18 protein-coding genes are annotated in these 16,600 nt (G+C 31.9%); 6 read left to right on the top strand and 12 right to left on the bottom strand.

Features of this window, described 5'->3' with window-relative positions:
• Positions 1-1,872 (top strand): T9SS type A sorting domain-containing protein (locus tag BUR17_RS20495; protein WP_143747638.1); only part of this gene is annotated, 1,872 nt, incomplete at its 5' end.
• Positions 1,873-2,114: 242 nt separating this feature from the next.
• Here BUR17_RS20495 and BUR17_RS20490 read toward each other — a convergent pair.
• Positions 2,115-2,498, bottom strand: coding sequence for a hypothetical protein (locus BUR17_RS20490; RefSeq protein ID WP_074232356.1), 384 nt, complete (start codon positions 2,496-2,498; stop codon positions 2,115-2,117).
• 191 nt (positions 2,499-2,689) lie between these two features.
• Between BUR17_RS20490 and BUR17_RS20485 the strand changes: the two genes are divergently transcribed.
• A complete protein-coding gene (locus tag BUR17_RS20485) occupies positions 2,690-3,715 on the top strand; it encodes a L,D-transpeptidase (protein ID WP_084550862.1) in 1,026 nt (341 codons plus the stop codon).
• Here BUR17_RS20485 and BUR17_RS20480 read toward each other — a convergent pair.
• The 3 genes from BUR17_RS20480 to BUR17_RS20470 all read right to left on the bottom strand — a co-directional run bounded on the left by BUR17_RS20480 (position 3,712) and on the right by BUR17_RS20470 (position 6,299).
• Positions 3,712-4,236 (bottom strand): hypothetical protein, encoded by a 525-nt coding sequence (locus tag BUR17_RS20480; protein ID WP_074232355.1) that lies wholly within the window; start codon positions 4,234-4,236, stop codon positions 3,712-3,714. The genes BUR17_RS20485 and BUR17_RS20480 overlap by 4 nt on opposite strands.
• Position 4,237: 1 nt before the next feature.
• Complete coding sequence (locus BUR17_RS20475; RefSeq protein ID WP_074232354.1) at positions 4,238-5,563, bottom strand: PDZ domain-containing protein; 1,326 nt, start codon at positions 5,561-5,563, stop codon at positions 4,238-4,240.
• A 97-nt stretch (positions 5,564-5,660) separates the two neighbouring features.
• On the bottom strand, positions 5,661-6,299 hold the full coding sequence (locus tag BUR17_RS20470; protein WP_074232353.1) for an alpha/beta hydrolase: 639 nt from the start codon (positions 6,297-6,299) through the stop codon (positions 5,661-5,663).
• Positions 6,300-6,519: 220 nt separating this feature from the next.
• Between BUR17_RS20470 and BUR17_RS20465 the strand changes: the two genes are divergently transcribed.
• Positions 6,520-6,966, top strand: a complete 447-nt coding sequence (locus BUR17_RS20465; RefSeq protein WP_074232361.1) for a hypothetical protein — start codon at positions 6,520-6,522, stop codon at positions 6,964-6,966.
• Between the two features lie 76 nt (positions 6,967-7,042).
• Here BUR17_RS20465 and BUR17_RS20460 read toward each other — a convergent pair whose 3' ends face one another.
• The 4 genes from BUR17_RS20460 to BUR17_RS20445 all read right to left on the bottom strand — a co-directional run bounded on the left by BUR17_RS20460 (position 7,043) and on the right by BUR17_RS20445 (position 9,735).
• Positions 7,043-7,570: a hypothetical protein gene (locus tag BUR17_RS20460; protein WP_143747637.1), complete on the bottom strand. Its 528-nt coding sequence runs from the start codon at positions 7,568-7,570 to the stop codon at positions 7,043-7,045.
• A 98-nt stretch (positions 7,571-7,668) separates the two neighbouring features.
• Positions 7,669-8,178 carry a hypothetical protein gene (locus BUR17_RS20455; RefSeq protein WP_074232351.1) on the bottom strand — a complete coding sequence of 170 codons (510 nt, stop codon included), beginning with the start codon at positions 8,176-8,178 and terminating at the stop codon, positions 7,669-7,671.
• A 114-nt stretch (positions 8,179-8,292) separates the two neighbouring features.
• The gene (locus BUR17_RS20450) at positions 8,293-9,309 is read right to left on the bottom strand and encodes a TQO small subunit DoxD (RefSeq protein ID WP_084550859.1); all 1,017 of its coding nucleotides are present in this window, start codon (positions 9,307-9,309) and stop codon (positions 8,293-8,295) included.
• A 48-nt stretch (positions 9,310-9,357) separates the two neighbouring features.
• Positions 9,358-9,735: a hypothetical protein gene (locus tag BUR17_RS20445; RefSeq protein ID WP_074232350.1), complete on the bottom strand. Its 378-nt coding sequence runs from the start codon at positions 9,733-9,735 to the stop codon at positions 9,358-9,360.
• A gap of 284 nt (positions 9,736-10,019) precedes the next feature.
• On the opposite strand from BUR17_RS20445, the gene BUR17_RS20440 reads away from it, so the two are divergent.
• Positions 10,020-10,919, top strand: a complete 900-nt coding sequence (locus BUR17_RS20440) for an EamA family transporter (RefSeq protein WP_074232349.1) — start codon at positions 10,020-10,022, stop codon at positions 10,917-10,919.
• A 22-nt stretch (positions 10,920-10,941) separates the two neighbouring features.
• Here the strand turns inward: BUR17_RS20440 and BUR17_RS20435 are convergent, their stop codons facing one another.
• On the bottom strand, positions 10,942-11,298 hold the full coding sequence (locus BUR17_RS20435; RefSeq protein ID WP_074232348.1) for a winged helix-turn-helix transcriptional regulator: 357 nt from the start codon (positions 11,296-11,298) through the stop codon (positions 10,942-10,944).
• Between the two features lie 90 nt (positions 11,299-11,388).
• Here BUR17_RS20435 and BUR17_RS20430 point away from each other — a divergent pair, with 90 nt between their 5' ends.
• Entirely contained in the window at positions 11,389-11,919 is a 531-nt protein-coding gene (locus BUR17_RS20430) for an NAD(P)H-dependent oxidoreductase (RefSeq protein ID WP_074232347.1), read from the top strand.
• A 78-nt stretch (positions 11,920-11,997) separates the two neighbouring features.
• A complete protein-coding gene (locus BUR17_RS20425; protein ID WP_074232346.1) occupies positions 11,998-12,549 on the top strand; it encodes a DNA-3-methyladenine glycosylase I in 552 nt (183 codons plus the stop codon).
• 186 nt (positions 12,550-12,735) lie between these two features.
• Here BUR17_RS20425 and BUR17_RS20420 read toward each other — a convergent pair whose 3' ends face one another.
• The 3 genes from BUR17_RS20420 to BUR17_RS20410 form a co-directional block, all read right to left on the bottom strand.
• A complete protein-coding gene (locus BUR17_RS20420; RefSeq protein WP_074232345.1) occupies positions 12,736-13,512 on the bottom strand; it encodes a hypothetical protein in 777 nt (258 codons plus the stop codon).
• A 494-nt stretch (positions 13,513-14,006) separates the two neighbouring features.
• A complete protein-coding gene (locus BUR17_RS20415) occupies positions 14,007-15,587 on the bottom strand; it encodes a patatin-like phospholipase family protein (RefSeq protein WP_074232344.1) in 1,581 nt (526 codons plus the stop codon).
• Between the two features lie 94 nt (positions 15,588-15,681).
• Positions 15,682-16,581, bottom strand: a complete 900-nt coding sequence (locus tag BUR17_RS20410; RefSeq protein WP_074232343.1) for a magnesium transporter CorA family protein — start codon at positions 16,579-16,581, stop codon at positions 15,682-15,684.
• Positions 16,582-16,600: the final 19 nt, after the last annotated feature.

The following is a 16,600-nucleotide window of genomic DNA, read 5'->3' as shown; positions in this document are numbered from 1 at the left end:
CAGCCAACAGCAATGAGTGCAACGACTTCTCAAACAAATATTTCATGTAACGGAGGAACTAACGGAACAGCAAGTATTGTTGTAACGGGAGGAACTGCTCCTTATACTTACTCATGGTCGCCAAACGGTGGAACTGCAGCAACAGCTTCAGGATTATCAGCAGGAGCTTATACAGTAACAGTAACTGATGCAAATACTTGTACAATTACGAGAACGGTAACCATCACTCAACCTACAGCAATATCAGGAACAACAGTTGTTACAAATATTGCATGTAACGGAGGTTCAACCGGAGCTATTAATTTAACACCAACAGGAGGAGTAGCACCTTATACTTTCAACTGGGGAGGAGGAATCACAACCGAAGACCGTACAGGTTTAGCAGCTGGAACTTATACAGTAACGATTACTGATGCTAACGGATGTACAGGAACAGTTAGTGCTACAATCACTCAACCTGCATCAGCAGTTTCAGGCACAACAGTTGTTACTAATATTGCGTGTAACGGTGGTTCTACAGGAGCTATTAATTTAACACCAACAGGAGGAGCAGCACCTTATACTTTCAACTGGGGAGGTGGAATCACTACAGAAGATCGTACAGGATTATCAGCAGGAACTTATACAGTAACCATTACTGATGCAAACGGATGTACAGGAACAGTAAGTGCTACTGTAACTCAGCCAACAGCAATGAGTGCAACGACTTCTCAAACAAACATTTCATGTAACGGAGGAACTAACGGAACAGCAAGTATTGTTGTAACGGGAGGAACAGCACCTTACACTTATTCATGGTCACCGAGCGGTGGAACAGCAGCAACAGCTTCAGGATTATCAGCAGGAGCTTATACAGTAACAGTAACGGATGCAAATGCATGTACAATTACGAGAACGGTAACCATCACTCAGCCAACAGCAATGAGTGCAACAACTTCTCAAACAAACATTTCATGTAACGGAGGATCTAACGGAACAGCAAATATTGTTGTAACGGGAGGAACAGCACCTTACACTTACTCATGGTCACCGAGCGGTGGAACTGCAGCAACAGCTTCAGGATTAGCCGCAGGAATTTACACGGTAACAGTGACAGATGCTAATGCATGTACAATTACGAGAACAGTAACAATTACTCAACCTGCATCAGCGGTTTCAGGAACAACAGTAGTTACTAATATTGCATGTAACGGAGGTTCTACAGGAGCTATTAACTTAACTCCAACGGGAGGAACAGCACCTTATACTTTCAACTGGGGAGGAGGAATCACTACAGAAGACCGTACAGGTTTAGCTGCAGGAACTTACACAGTAACCATTACTGATGCAAACGGATGTACAGGAACAGTAAGTGCGACAGTAACTCAATCAAGTGCAGTAGCAGCTCCTACTGGAGCGGCAGTACAAAGCTTTAATTTAGGAAATACTTTAAGTGCTTTAGTAGTTACCGGGCAGAATATCAAATGGTATGCTTCTGCTACAGATGCGGCAAATCATACGGGAAGTTTACCAATCACTACAGTGATTGTAAATAATACAACGTATTATGCAACCCAAACAGTGGGGGTTTGTGAGTCTACAGCTTCATTGGCTGTTCTTGCTTACAATGCGAGTTTAAGTGTAGGTAACGCTATAAAACCAAACTCAGATATGCAAATTTATCCTAATCCTGTAATAGATATCCTTAACATAAGTGGAGAGGAGAAAATTATAAAATTAGCGATTTATGCAGCTGACGGTAGAAAAGTTACCGAGAAAACATTATCTAAAAATGAAAGAAGCATTAATGTTCATTCATTAGTTCAGGGAGTTTACTTGATTCAGGTATTCACTAAAGATGATGTTAAAACATTTAAGTTTATAAAAAGATAAAATACTTAGGTATTAATCAATCATAACTTAATGATCAGCCAGTAGCAATTTATTGCTGCTGGCTTTTTTTTACCTAAAATGCGGACAGAATTATAATAATCCTTCCAAAACTATTTTCTAGAAAGTGCTTTTTTAAACATGAAAATCATTTGAATGCCCTCTAAAATGTTGTCGATTAATCACAAAAAAAAACATTACCATCTTTTGATAGTAATGTTTGATTTCGGCTAATTAAAGAATGGTTATTTAGACGATTTATCTTTTACGGTTGCCTTTATTTTTCCGCTGTTATTAATGATTTTAATTTTAAATAAATTCTGTTGAGACGAATTGTTTACGATGTATAATTCATTTATAAAATTGATTTTTGTTACTACAGAATCGTTTTTCGGAAGTACTTTTGTCTGATTTTTATCGGTAATATATTTCAAATCTTCTGTTTTCGAAGTGTTATATAAAACCACATTTAAATTTTCTTTTGATGAATTTTTAATCTGAAGTTGCTTCTGTGAAGGGATTGTCCATTGATTTCTGTAAAGGTGTCTTCCTCTGGAAATTTGAAAAGATGAAAGAATTAAAATTAAAGCAAAAGCTACAGTAATCGAATAAATCGTTGTTTTTTTCATTGTTTTAAAAATATTTATATTTTAATAATTCAAATAATGATGAATTATTGGTAAATATATAATTTATTGTCTAAATGAAAAATGATTTTTGTAAATTTAATCAAGACTTGTAGAATTAAAAGTCCTGTGTTTTTATAATTTAGGTCTGATATTTGTAAGTCTATACGAGACTCTGATGAATCATTATATTTATGAAAAACCTAACTTTGAAAAAATCAATATTTTACACTTTATTTTTTGCATTATGTCTTACTTCCTGTAAAAAAGAAGAAGCTGTAGATCAAAATCAGCAACAGACTTCTACCTCAGAAGAAATTGCAAAAAATACCGCCAATCCTGATTCTATCAAAACAAAACCGGTAGAAGAATCTGCGCCGCCAATGATGCAGGAGAACGGATTTTACAATGCCTTTGCAATCCCAAAAGATAAAAAGCTGAGAGATTCTCTGTATGCGATTTTCAGTAAAAAATATACAGAAAGAGAACGATATGCAATTTTAGCATTAAACAGATTAGATTCCAAAAGCAAATGGAATTCTGATACATTGGTGGTTCCTGCAAAAATAGACACCACTTTAATGACATATTCACCTTTCCCAATGCAGCTTGATGTATTGAGCGATGTGAAAAAGTTTGTCATATTTTCATATCCTATTCAAGCTTACGGAGTATATTCAAACGGAGCCTTGGTAAAATGGGGACCAACAAGTATGGGAAAAAAAGCAGCTCAAACCGACAGAGGTTTGATGTTTGCGAATTGGAAAAAGAAACTCGCAATTTCCACGGTAAAAAGCGAATGGAAACTTCCTTATAATTTCAATATTCACAATACCCACGGAATAGGATGGCATCAGTATGACCTTCCTGGTTATCCTGCATCTCATTCTTGCCTAAGATTATTAATGAAAGATGCAATTTGGTTATATAATTATGCAGATACATGGATTTTAAATCCGGGTGGTGCAACCACAAAAGCGAAAGGTACACCGGTAATGGTTTTTGGTGACTATCCTTGGGGAAAAAGAAAACCCTGGAGAAATCTTCTGAATGATCCTAATGCCAATAATATTTCAGTTGAAGAAATGACCAAATTGATTCAGCCTAATGTTGAAAAAATGGTTTTCGAGCAAACCAATCGTGAGAAAATATCAGATTCTATAAAAGCAGCAAAAGCTTCACAATCGGCTCTTCAGGAAACTGAAACTTCAGAAAACTAAACTATTTTTTCGAATTTTAAAGTAGATTCCTCCGCAAATTTGCGGAGTTTTTTCATTTCCTCCTTAGCTTTTATTTGTCCGAATCTTGCTGCTGTGTAAGTAATTGCAATGAAAATGAGCATTAAAAATGAAGCGTGTAAAGCCCACGGATATTCGTGGCTGTTGATTTGATTTTCTACATAATACATGGTGAAAAAAGTCATCCACGAAATGGTAAACAAGAAATAGAGAAACATAAAAAATGTCCACACTGCAGAACTTGGTCCGAAAACTCCTCTTATAACCGTAATTTCTTCATCAAGTTCGGTTCTGAGTGCTAAACAAGGTTTCCAGTAATTATCGTCTTTGGTTAAAACAGAAATGGTCGCAACTTCTGTGTTTACATTGCCTGTAAATTCGTCTTTATGCTCAACTAAATATTTTTTCAGATTTTCGGCATACGTCTCTTTGCTGAGATGCGTATACATTTTAAATCTCGGGCGAGTTCTTATTTTATCTAAAGTGGTTTCTTTTGTTTCCATATTATTCTTGATAGGGAATGGGGTCTTCTAATGTAAACGAAAATTTTAGCTCTAAACCTTTTCTGTCTACGGTGATATTGATTGTTTTTCCTTCTTCAGATTTCATCATTTCCATAATTTTGTTCAATGTCATCTCTGAAGTTTTCTTTCCGTTAATGGTTATTAATTGATCATTTTTTTTTAGGCCTGCTTTATCTGCAGGAGAATCTTTTCTTACACCCGCAAGTGAAAATAGAGGTTTTAAAACAAATTTATAATAAAGATTACTGTTATAAGTTTGGTTTTCACCTGTTGCCGATTTTTCAGTTAGTGTTTTAAAAGTTAAATAATCTTTCTCCCATTGAAGACCGTCTTGTTTAAAATCGAGCCCGCTCATATTAAAATGAAAAGGATCATCGTAATTTCTATTTTTTCTAAGATATATTTTTTCGTTCGGATAATCAAAAGCTACTGTAAATCTACGCATGATTTCTCCTCCAACTGAACCTTTCCTATCTTTTGCCAAATTGAGGTGCTGAATAGAAAATTCATCCGGCATCGCAGTTAAAGGTTTTTCAAACTTAAATTTCCCAAGATTAAGCTGATGAATTCTGCTTCTTTTTCCATAGATATCTCCATTAAAACCTCTGCCTAAAAAATCATCAATATTGGGTCTGTTGTAGACAAAATCTTTTATCAGAGTAGGGAATAACCAGATAGCATCGCTATTGCCAATATCAATTAACATTTTTGAAGCTTTTTTGTCGCTTGTCATTTCTACATCAGCAGAAATGTAAGGTTTATTTTTCTCAATAGAAATAGGAAACTCATCAAACTTTTTAATTTTCTTTTCAAAAAGAGCGCGGTCTTTAAAAACGGTAATTTTTTTTGAACTGTAATCTATGATAATTGGGTAGTCTTTAAAAAAATGATAGCCGATAAATCCGTTCACGGGAATTCCTATGTGTGAAGAAATATTGAATTCCTCATCCTGAATAATGTAAACCATCAAAGAATCATTAACGAAGTTTTTCCCAATTTTCCCGACATTAAGATCAGATTTAAATCCTTCAATACTTCTGTTACCACCAAGCCCGGAAAATTTCATTTTTTCCATTGCGCTTAGCTTTATTTCTTTGTCTTCAAGGCTGAAAATAGTGTTTTCTGTTACTCCGCTATCAAGCATGAAGGTGAGTTCTGCACCATTGATGTTAATAGGAATGAAGATTAAATTATTAATCAACTTAAAAGGAATCACTACTTTATTTCCGTTTTTAATCTCAAAATTATTTTGAGCATTAATGAAAATACTGAACAGTAAAATTGATATTAAAAATCTGAATTTCATGTTTTGAATTTAGTAAATTATATCATATGTTACAAAAAAAACATTCATGAGTATGAATGTTTAATATTTTATAAATCGACAATGATTTTTTAATGTGCTATTTTGAGAAAAATTCCATCAGATCAATATAATTTTTTTGGTTGACACCATGACCGCTCATATATTCTCTGAATGTGAAATAGCAACTCAAATCATACAGAAGATCTGCAGCTTTTCTTCCCCAATCCATAGGGATAATGGCGTCGTCTGTACCATGAGAAACAAAGAAACGTAGATTTTCTAATTTCTTTTTATCTTTCACAATATCAGTAAGCAGTTTTTCTTCAGGATAACTACTTAAGCAGGCAACATAATTAAAAAGCTCAGGGTATTTTAAAGCTAAACTGTAACACAGAATTCCACCTTGGCTGAATCCGCAAAGATGTGTTTTATTTCTAGTAAGCCCATATTTGTTGGTAATTGCCATGATATTTTGCAGAACACTTTCAAGAACTTCTTTTGCCTGATCGATATCTATAAATTGTTCAGGATTGTTGAAATCGATATCAAACCAAGAATATCCTTCAAACTGAGTAGGTTTTGGAGCTCTGAAACTCACAATAATCCAATCTGCCGGAAGGCTTTCTCTAAAACTGAAAAGATCTTGCTCATTGCTGCCATAACCGTGAAGCATGAAAAGAATGGGGGTAATTGAACTAATATTTTCGGGTTCTCTTACGATATAATCTAAATTCATTTAGCAAAGATAATAATATTGAGATTTCTATTTAATAATTTTAAGACGAAATGCTCAGGTAAATATAAAATATCATCAAGAATTTACATCATAGAAAGCATATTGAGTCTTTTATTGATTTGATATTATTTGGAAATCTTTGTTGGAAAATTTTCATAAAAGTTATTTTTATATTGATAAAAATCCTATATTTGAAACATTAAAAAATCTATTTGGAGAAATGAAGCAATTTTACAAATCAAAAAATTTACTTAGACTTTCATTTTTAGCAGTGATATTACTTTCAGTAGCTTCTGTTTTTAATTCTTGTAAAGATGACGACGACGAAGACCAGTTTCAAGATCACTTGGTACAGTTTGAAGCAAAAATAGTTAATGGCGGTACAGCTCCTACTCCTCCTGTAAGTACATTCAAAACGATTATTACTCAGGTAGGAACAAAGCAGGAAACATTGTTTGATTCTCCTGGTTTACTTTGGACGAGCGGTGAGTTTTTTGTAAATTCTAGCCAGTCTCAATTAAATTTTGCAGCAAATGCTAATCTTTTGAATGCTGATTCTAAACTTATTGTATCAATTTATATTGATGGTGAAGTTGCAGAAACAGATACAATCGAAGGAAGCGGAACTAAAGAAGTTGCGGTAGCACACAGTTTCTTAGAATTATAATTAATATCAATTTATTATATAAAAAACACCTCTGTATTCAGAGGTGTTTTTTTGTAAGCTTAGTGTAATGTTTGAATTATTTTTTTATAAAAATATTAAATTCATTACTAATAAGATTCAGTAATTCTTGAAACGAAAGCAATTCATCTACATTAGGATATGTTTCTAAATAAGACTTAGGATTGTAATATATGAACTCATTTTCTTTTTTTCCAACTTTAATTTTCACATAAAAAGATACTCCGTCAAGAACGGCAATATTAGACGATGATGATAAAAGTTCGCCATCTTCAATCTGATATTTCTTGTTTATAGTTTTTAATTTGTATTGGAAAGCTTCCCATTTAGGAAGATGAATAATTTGAGTGTCTAGGATTTGTAACCAAATCAGTTCAAAATTTTTCAGAGAATTTAATTTAGACTTCCTTGTTCTTATAATCGTTTCATCTTTATTATTTTTTGAAGCTACAGTGTTATAAAATTCAGCTTTCCAGTTTTCATTGTTGTCCTTATAAAACCGAAAGAGCTCTAAACCTGTAGAAGTTTGGTAATCTTTATAAACCCTGATTTCAGAGTCATTGAATTTCAGATTTTCAATTTTCAAAATTTTATCATACTCCAAATTGCTTTGGCCCAACAAAAAATTGAACTGGATTATTAAGAAACAGAAAAATAAGCATTTAGTCATATTTTTTCAAAACATTATCTCAAACTTCTTACACTTACCTCAGGTTTTTCACCCTGTGGAACAATAAAAATAGCATCATCATTAATTGTATCTCCTGTATCAAAATAATAACTTCCGATAACAGGCAAGATGTTGGTAACAAACTTTCCGGATTTGTCGTAAGCAGAATACGAAACATTGATCATCTGAGTTTTCATTTTTAGCTGAATCTTTTTCGATGTTAGTTTTGCTCCGGTAGCATTTACACAATCGAGCTCTACAATGCCGGTGTCCATTACAATTTGTGGGTAAGAGGTAAGTCGGATATTGTAAGATTTATCTGACGTATTTTTTACCGAAGCCGATACTTTGTAGCGGTCGAAGTTTTTTCCTCCGACTTGGATGCTTTCTTTATTAAGGATGTTGAAGCTTACTTTCATTCCGTTAACGTCTGCAGTTTCGCCATCGGATATTTTCTGGGCTTTTGCAAAGTTTCCGAAACTTAAGAATGTAAGCATGAAAATTAGAAGAATTGAGTTTTTCATGAGGTAGTTTTGAATTTGTTATTAGTTTAAATTTACAAAATAAAACCTTTTCCAGATATTAATATTTTATCATATTCAGAAAATCAGTGAATATGATAAAATATTAATTTAAATTTATTTGATTTTCGCAATCCATTCCGCACCGCTGATGTCAGTTAATTTTATCAATGAAATTTTTTCGGATGAAGAAGAATTATCTTTCAAATCAATCGTTAAATCAGCTTTTGAACCTAAAGGAATAATTAAACTGTGCTTTCCGGGCTTTACTTTCGCCACATAATGATTATGAATTTTTTCTTTAGAAAATTTTGAAAGTTCAGCTCCATTCATGGATTGAATGACTTCTCCTTGCTCATTTAACAAATCAATTCCAATAAGAAAAGAACCATAAACATCGACACCTTCTGTTCTGTAAATCTCAAATTTTACCTGCGACAGATTCATTTTTATATTGGAAATTTCAACCTTTGGTTTCACCGATTTATTATGCAGAGTTCCAAAAATACCACCATGAAAATATTGATTGGTGTATAACGTCAATCCAAAAATAAGCAGTGAACCTACAAGTACAAAACGTTTTAGATTTCTAATCGGTAAAATCCCAGAACCTACATAATGAAACCATTTTTTCTGAGTAAAACGATATTCTTTATTTTTAAAATATTGGTCTAAAGAATAAGTTCCGCTACCTGTAAGAAAAAGCGTAAAACCGCAAGCGATTCCCAAAACGCCTATTTGCCATTCGTCTAAACAGGTCGTTCCTATCCATCCCGAACCTAATAAAATTCCCATTGCTAAAGCAAAAACTCCTGCAGCCATCAATCTTGTGAACAGTCCCAAAATAATAAATAATCCTACAATAGCTTCAATGATGGTAAAGCTGACCATTGAGGTTTGCAGCGCATCAGGATGAGTAACCAGATATTCAATTATGGGTTTTATTCCTAAAGCATTCGGTAAAAAATGGTTGAATTTTTCGCCGATATATCCGGCTTCATCGGGAATGAGTTTGTTTTCGAGAATAAGTCTGCGCCAGAAAGCTGAAAAGTAGGTCCAGCCAATTACAAGGCGGATTGATAATGTATATAAACCAGCCATATCAGTAGGCTGATTGGTCATATTTTTTGTCATTAAAGTTTATTTTAAAAATTGATTGTGAAAAATGATTTAGAAATTATTCTAAGCCATATCCAGTTTCAATCTTTTAAATAAAATATACTTTGGAGGACTGTTTCCTGAAGTGTTTCCGGAATAATTTTTTTGAGAAAAAGCTGGCTTTTCAAAATTTAAATTATCCGATTTTAAAAAATCTGAAAATGCAATTCCTTTAAATTTAAAATCAGATTTTGAAACGGAAACTTTCGAAGAAGAATTAAAACTCTCGCAAGCAGAAAATGATGGTGCCGTTGTTTTTACTTTGTTGAGAGTACCGATGTGCTGAATGTCAAAAACCTCCAATACATCTCTCTTTAATGAACACGGAGATAAAGAAAACGCTACAACAAGCATCATTACTATTGCTCGGTAGAATTTTATGTGAAGTTTTATATTTGACATCTCTACAAAACTACGGTTTTCAAAATTAAAAGGGCTGCAATTATTGTATTTTACCGCAAAAGAATCAAAAGAAATGATTGAAAAAAGAGAGATTCAAAAGTTTCTAAAATGTAAAATTTTCATTTATTGTTTTTTTGCTAGTTTTTGAACAACTTATTTCTGTATAAAATCTTTTGACTCTTTTGTGTTGAAAAATATGTCGTGTACTAAAGTTATTCTATAATCACAGCTTCCTTATTCTTATCTTTGTCTCTATTTAAAGCAATAAAATACTTTTACTTCAATTGAAGAATCTAAAATATTATTTAGCCGCCATTTTCGCATTCGCTACTTGGGGAACATTCAGTCTGGTTTTAAGACCGCTGCATTCGTATGCTTCTTTAGACATCCTTTTTTACAGAGTTTTCAGCTGTGCATTGATTATGTCTGTGGTAACGGTACTTTTTAGAAGAGCTAAGTTTAAAGAAAATTTAAAATATTTTAAAAGTATTTCAAAGGACAGTAAATATAAAATAGTAGGATTAAATGTTTTAAGCAGTATTTTACTTACCGGAAATTGGTTTTCGTTTATCTATGTGATGAATCATATCAGTGTGAGAGCAACGTCTGTCGCCTATCTTGTATGTCCGATAATTACAACGATTCTTGCTTTTTTTATTCTTCGGGAAAAGCTGACAAAATTACAATGGATCTCGGTAGTTTTAAGTGGAGTAGGATGTGTTTTGTTGTCGTATTCCAATCTTATTGATATGGTTTACAGTAGTTTAATTGGTTCTACTTATGCATGTTATTTAATTATTCAGAGTGTAAATTCTAAGTTTGATAAGTTTCTGATTCTTAATTTCCATATGATCTTGGCGGCATTGATCTTATTGCCGTTTTTTCCGTCGTATTCAGGAACGGTTCCTACAGAATTTAAATTCTATTTCTATATTGAAATCATTGCAGTAATGTACACAATTGTCCCATTATTGCTGAATTTATATGCGTTATCAGGAATTGCCTCATCAAAAGTCGGAATGATTCTCAATATCAATCCTATTATTGCCTTTGTTTTAGCAGGAGCTGTTTATCACGAGGCTCTTGGAGGGTTGCAGATTCTGTCTTATGCAATTATATTTTTAGCCGTTATTATTTTTAATGCAAAAGAAATTTTTCGTTTAAAGCCGGAACGAGCGGTTTAAAACTTCTATAAAGATCTTAAGTTTAAATACTTTGCTTGTGCATAATTCCCCATTTTTCTAATTCTTCGATAACGGGTTTTAGCTGATAACCAATTTCTGTTAATTCATATTCCACTCTTGGCGGAACTTCTGCATAAACTGTTCTTGTGATAATTTTATCTTCTTCAAGTCTTCGAAGCTGAAGCGTAAGCATACGTTCTGTAATATTTCCGAGGATCTTTCTGAGTTCTCCGAATCTCAGTTTTCCGTTGATCAGATAACAGCAGATGGCAAGTGACCATTGTCCGCCAATTAATTTTGAGGCATAAAGCTCCGGACATTCATCGATGAGTGCTTTTTTATTCGCAAAATTGGTTGAAGTTTCCTTTATTTTAGTCATTACTTACATTTTTTATAGTACCATACAATGGGTTGCTAATGTACAAAATGTAAGTTACACCTATTATTTTTGTAAAAGAAATTTAAAAATATGAGAACATTAGTAATCGTTACTCACCCAAAAATGGAAGAGTCGTTGATCAATAAAAGATGGGTGAAAGAATTGAAGAAGTTTCCCGAAAAATATACGGTTCATCAACTGTACGAAAGTTATCCTGATGAAAATATTGATGTTAAAAAAGAACAAGAATTGATTGAAGCTTATGATAAAATTATTTTTCAGTTTCCGTTTTATTGGTTTAGCAGTCCGCCTTTATTGAAAAAATGGTTGGATGAAGTTCTTTTGCACGGTTGGGCTTATGGAAGTAAAAGCGGATTTAAAGTAGGCGGAAAAAAGATTGCTTTGGCAATTTCAACAGGAATTGATGATGAAGGCTTTAGTGCTTCCGGAAAATATAAATACACGATGAAAGAATTAACAAGACCTTTCGAACTCAGCTTTGAATATATAAAAGCAGATTACAAAGACCCTTTTGTTTATTACGGAATGGAACATAATCCTTCTCCGGAATGGATAGAAAAAAGTGTTCCTCAATATCTTGATTTTATAGATCATCTGTAAAATGTTTTTCTAAATAAATGCTGCTGCTGACAAACACTTGTCAGCAGTTTATATTAACTTTATACAAAATTTATTTTCATGAGTTATTGTTCAGCAGTCGAAAGAATGCAGCCTGAAAGCAGAAAAGAGTTGCACAAAAAATATCACGACAATCATTACGGATTTCCGATTCATGATGATAATGAATTGTTTGGAAGGTTGATTATGGAGATCAATCAGGCAGGATTGAGCTGGGAAACTATTTTAAAGAAAGAAGAAGGTTTCAGGAAAGCGTATGATAATTTTAATATCGAAAAAATTGCCGCTTATAGTGAAGAAGACCGTGAAAGGTTATTAAGTGATCCCGGAATTATCAGAAATAAACTAAAGGTAAATGCTGCCATTGAAAATGCAAAAACGATCATAGAGCTTCAAAAAGAATTCGGTTCTTTTGAGAAATGGCTGGAACATCATCATCCCAAAACTTTACAGGAATGGATGAAACTGTTTAAAAAAACTTTCAAATTTACAGGCGGCGAAATTGTAAATGAGTTTTTAATGAGCATTGGTTTTATAAAAGGTGCGCACGCAGAAGATTGCATTGTGAATGAGGCGATCTTAAAGCATGATCCGATGTGGAGGAAAGGGTAGAACGTGAAAAAGCTAGTAATTTTAGAAATTTATCATTTAGCTTTATTTCATTCGGAACGACACACATAAAAGCTTACTAATCTGTTATTCTGATGGATGGAAGTCTCTTAATTTATTATTTGTACTTCAAGTAAATAATTTCTATTTATGAAAAACTATTTATTCGATTTATAAAATATTTTAAAGTTAATTGAGATCCAAAGTATTTTTAATTTCTTCATTAATTTTTTTTATTTGTTCTTTAGTGTAATCTTGATATTCATTCATAAAATCTGTTTTATAAAAATTTGGTCCTCTGTAGGGAATTAATTGTGCTTTTTTCTTGTTATCAAGGGTATTTAAATTATTTTTCAAACTATCAACAATAATGTCGATACGATTTAATTGTTTTATTATAAGATGGTTTTGAGATTTTCTGAAATCACTGAGGTTTTTTTTCTGATAATTCAAATAATTGTAGTCATCGTTTTTGTCTATATAATTTTTTTGGGGAAGATAATGAATAATTGAAATGTTTATTTTATCACATTTTATTAAAAAACTATTGTTTTGAATACAAAACTCAATATATTCATTTAAATTTTCAAATTCTTTAATAACATTTTTGTCATTTAGAATTAAAACCTTAGGATAAACTTCATTTAAGACTTTCGATGCTTCTTTTTCATAATCTTGTACAAATGGATTGATATATGAAAATTTATGCAGGTCTGTCATTGTAGAAGTATAAGTTTCCAGTTGCTTATTTCTGATTTGTTTATCTTTTTCTAATTTTTGATTAAAAAAAAACAAAACTAAAGGGATACCAATAGAAAATACTCCGATTATTTTAATTGCATAGTCTATGAATTCTCTCTTTTCAAAGTCTTTTTGCCTTTCAAGTGTTATTTTCTTAACTACTATTTTACCTTCAGAATCTATTTCAGCTTCTTTTTTAGTTTCAAACCATTTTTCCGATTTCATATAATTGTTTTTAATTATTGATATTTAGAATTTCAGAATTCTAAATATTTTTATGAATTTTTTCTCATATTTTTTTAGATATGGATAAGCAAAAGCAATTTTTTATCAATTACAGGCTTTTCAGTTTTTATTAGTTTAATAAATTTTACTAGCTTAACATCATAAAGCTTAACCAAATTATGAGCATATTAAAATAAATTTGGTAAGATGGAATAAAATCTTTCTAAAAGTAAATTTTTGATTTTTTCGTTACATGCTTTTATTATAAAAAAATCTTTTTTATAACTTTATTAGTTTTGTTAAAGAGCAAATATAATGATCTATAAAGTTCAGATACAACATTCTATTTCCATATAAGAATTTTTTTTTGGATGAAATTTATTTCAAACTATTTCTTTTTTTTGTTTCATTTAAAAATCATAGAAATAAATTTTTAAAATTGCTACCACTTTGAAAATTTAAATAATTAAAAAATATTCTTGGATATTTAAGTTTTATCCCATATCGGGTTTTGTCTCTTGTAGCAAAATATTTTTTTCTTTTAAAGCAACTAACATTCTTTCATATTTATATTTTTCCCAGTCAAATTTTTCTAAAAACTCAAGCCCGGCTAAAAATCCTTTATTGAAAAGTTCTTTTTTTTCTTTGTCTTCCATAAAAAAATTAAGCCAATTACTAGGGCTACAATCTACAAACTGAATGCTGTGGCTACTATAAAAAGTATATTTGTTTAAGAATGCCTTATCATTGAATCCTTTTAAGGTATCAAAAATATTTCCTACAAAACTTATTGGGCTTTTCAGTATTACTTTACTTCCTGAGCCTCTGGCTTCACCAATTTCAGCTTTATTAATAAGTCGTACACCAAAAACAGGAATTCTTGGATAAAAAATATCATTTTCATGAAAGATATCGATAGGGAAATTTGAGATACTACCACCATCTACAAAAATCCCTTCTTCAAAGACATTGGCAGGATCTGCATTCAGCCAAAATTTCCAGGCTTGAACAATAGAATCTTTGGAGGTATCAATTTTCTTAATCATAGGTTCAAAAAAGAACGGAACAGACATGGATGCGCGGACAAATTTTGCAGGACTAATTTGTGAAAGCTCTTCCTTGGTCCAGTACAGGTTTGCCATTTTAGGTAATTCAATTTTTATTTTTGAATTAATGTCAGTTGTTATAATAGTATAATCTGAACGGAGCAATGTGAATGGGTTTTCTTTGTAAATATGATTGTTTTGAGCAGATTCTAAAAAAAACTTAAATTTTGATATACTCAAGTTTGCCATTTGATTGTCGTAGATACTTTTAATATTTTTTAAAGCAATATTATAATACTGATCTTCGTTACCATAACGGTAATTTAAGTTGAGCGCCCTTCCTTTTTTATTGTACTCCTTATTTAAATCACTTACACTTTTAATATTGAAACTATCCAGCGCATCTTGTAATTTTTTTTCGAAAGCCGTACCAGGATTAAGACCTACATTGTTTACTTTAAAAAGATTGTAATAATGATAGACTGTAAGAAATGATAGAGATAATAAAAGAAATGGAATAAGATATAGCCAAGCATTTATTTTAAAGAAAAGAATAAGAAAAGGGAAAATTATTATTATAAAAGCTAGTAAAAGAAAAGAAAAGCTTATTTTTTGTACATAATTTTTACTTTTTAAAATACGACTGGCCATTTGTCTAACAATAGATTTACCATCCATAAAATCGATAAATTTCCAGTTAAATAATATTTTTTTTATTTGATTACTTTTATTTTTGCTTCTATCACCCAAAGCAGCAATCAACATCGTGTTAATTGCACCTGCACTTGTTCCTGCAATTCTTAGAAACCGAATTCCGAAAATTTCTAATGCATAAAGATAGCCTACCAATGCAACCCCCCAAACACCACCTCCTTCTTGTACAAAATTTATATATTGGTTCCCTTCAGCATCCAGAATATCTGAGAATTCTTTTTGTGAAATATTTTCATGCAAATCTTTTAGCTTATCTTTAGAATGTTGAGAAAGCATGTCCTCCTCAATAATTTTTTGAAGCATTTCTGTTTTCATGATTGGTTTTTGTTTTACCTAATTGGATTATTGTTGTTTATATTATAAAATTAATTAAAAACTATTTTTAAATCAATAGGTATTTTCACTGGTTTTACCATTGCTTTCTTCTTGCATAAATAAACGTGCAAATCACAATGATTCCCATTACTCCTAAAGTATAAAAATATCCTTGTTTGGTATGTAATTCTGGCATATTGTCAAAGTTCATTCCGTATAAACCGGCAATAAATGTGATCGGTAAAAAGTAAACAGAATAAATCGCCAAAACTTTCATTACCTGATTGGCTTTCTGATCAGACAGCGCCAGAAACATCGAAATTAAGTTGGTAATCTGAATGTTGAGATGATCAAAATCGGCAACCACATCTTTGTGTTTATCTTTTAAATCGACCACTTCAGAATCTTGTAAATTGAGTAGCTTAAACTTATCAATAGCATCTGTAGAAATCGTCAAAACTCTTGAGTTCAATCCTGATTTTCGTTTCAGTTTATATAATCTGCGGATTTGATTCGTGTGATTGGTATTTTTAAGGAAAATTTCGTTCTCGATATTATCCATTGTTTCAAAAAGACTGATGGCTTCATCATCAAAACTTTTCATAATAATCAGAGCAATCATTAACGCAACTTTATCGGGAGAACAGTTTTCCTGACCTGCCGAAAGCTGTTTTTTTGTCTCCGAAATACTTTTGGTTTTCATTCTGTGAACAGTGATAATCGTGTTTTCCAGAAGAAAAATTCCGATTTTCGTACTGATGTCACTTATGGTGTTGAGGTTTTTTCTTTCCAGCTCGGTGCTTTCACGCAAAAGAAAAAACTTTACGTTTCCGTCGGCTTCGTATTTGGGTAGGTGATTCGGATCTAAGGTGTCTTCCAAAAGAAGATTGTTAATTTCGTAGCGCTCATGAAGGTATTTCATGTCTTCTGCAGTAGGCGCTTCCACGTCTATCCATTCGCATCCCGAATCTCTGTAAATTGTATCAATAGGCATAAAGTAAAAATACTATTAA

Source organism: Chryseobacterium scophthalmum, from assembly GCF_900143185.1.
Taxonomy (GTDB): domain Bacteria; phylum Bacteroidota; class Bacteroidia; order Flavobacteriales; family Weeksellaceae; genus Chryseobacterium; species Chryseobacterium scophthalmum.
This window is presented reverse-complemented; position numbering and strand designations above follow the sequence as displayed.

Coding starts and splice junctions, on each gene's coding strand:
- BUR17_RS20485 (WP_084550862.1), top strand. CDS start 2,690: ATGAAAAACCTAACTTTGAAAAAATCAATATTTTACACTTTATTTTTT.
- BUR17_RS20410 (WP_074232343.1), bottom strand. CDS start 16,581: ATGCCTATTGATACAATTTACAGAGATTCGGGATGCGAATGGATAGAC.
- BUR17_RS20445 (WP_074232350.1), bottom strand. CDS start 9,735: ATGTCAAATATAAAACTTCACATAAAATTCTACCGAGCAATAGTAATG.
- BUR17_RS20435 (WP_074232348.1), bottom strand. CDS start 11,298: ATGACTAAAATAAAGGAAACTTCAACCAATTTTGCGAATAAAAAAGCA.
- BUR17_RS20480 (WP_074232355.1), bottom strand. CDS start 4,236: ATGGAAACAAAAGAAACCACTTTAGATAAAATAAGAACTCGCCCGAGA.
- BUR17_RS20465 (WP_074232361.1), top strand. CDS start 6,520: ATGAAGCAATTTTACAAATCAAAAAATTTACTTAGACTTTCATTTTTA.
- BUR17_RS20425 (WP_074232346.1), top strand. CDS start 11,998: ATGAGTTATTGTTCAGCAGTCGAAAGAATGCAGCCTGAAAGCAGAAAA.
- BUR17_RS20490 (WP_074232356.1), bottom strand. CDS start 2,498: ATGAAAAAAACAACGATTTATTCGATTACTGTAGCTTTTGCTTTAATT.
- BUR17_RS20455 (WP_074232351.1), bottom strand. CDS start 8,178: ATGAAAAACTCAATTCTTCTAATTTTCATGCTTACATTCTTAAGTTTC.
- BUR17_RS20475 (WP_074232354.1), bottom strand. CDS start 5,563: ATGAAATTCAGATTTTTAATATCAATTTTACTGTTCAGTATTTTCATT.
- BUR17_RS20430 (WP_074232347.1), top strand. CDS start 11,389: ATGAGAACATTAGTAATCGTTACTCACCCAAAAATGGAAGAGTCGTTG.
- BUR17_RS20415 (WP_074232344.1), bottom strand. CDS start 15,587: ATGAAAACAGAAATGCTTCAAAAAATTATTGAGGAGGACATGCTTTCT.
- BUR17_RS20470 (WP_074232353.1), bottom strand. CDS start 6,299: ATGAATTTAGATTATATCGTAAGAGAACCCGAAAATATTAGTTCAATT.
- BUR17_RS20420 (WP_074232345.1), bottom strand. CDS start 13,512: ATGAAATCGGAAAAATGGTTTGAAACTAAAAAAGAAGCTGAAATAGAT.
- BUR17_RS20450 (WP_084550859.1), bottom strand. CDS start 9,309: ATGACAAAAAATATGACCAATCAGCCTACTGATATGGCTGGTTTATAT.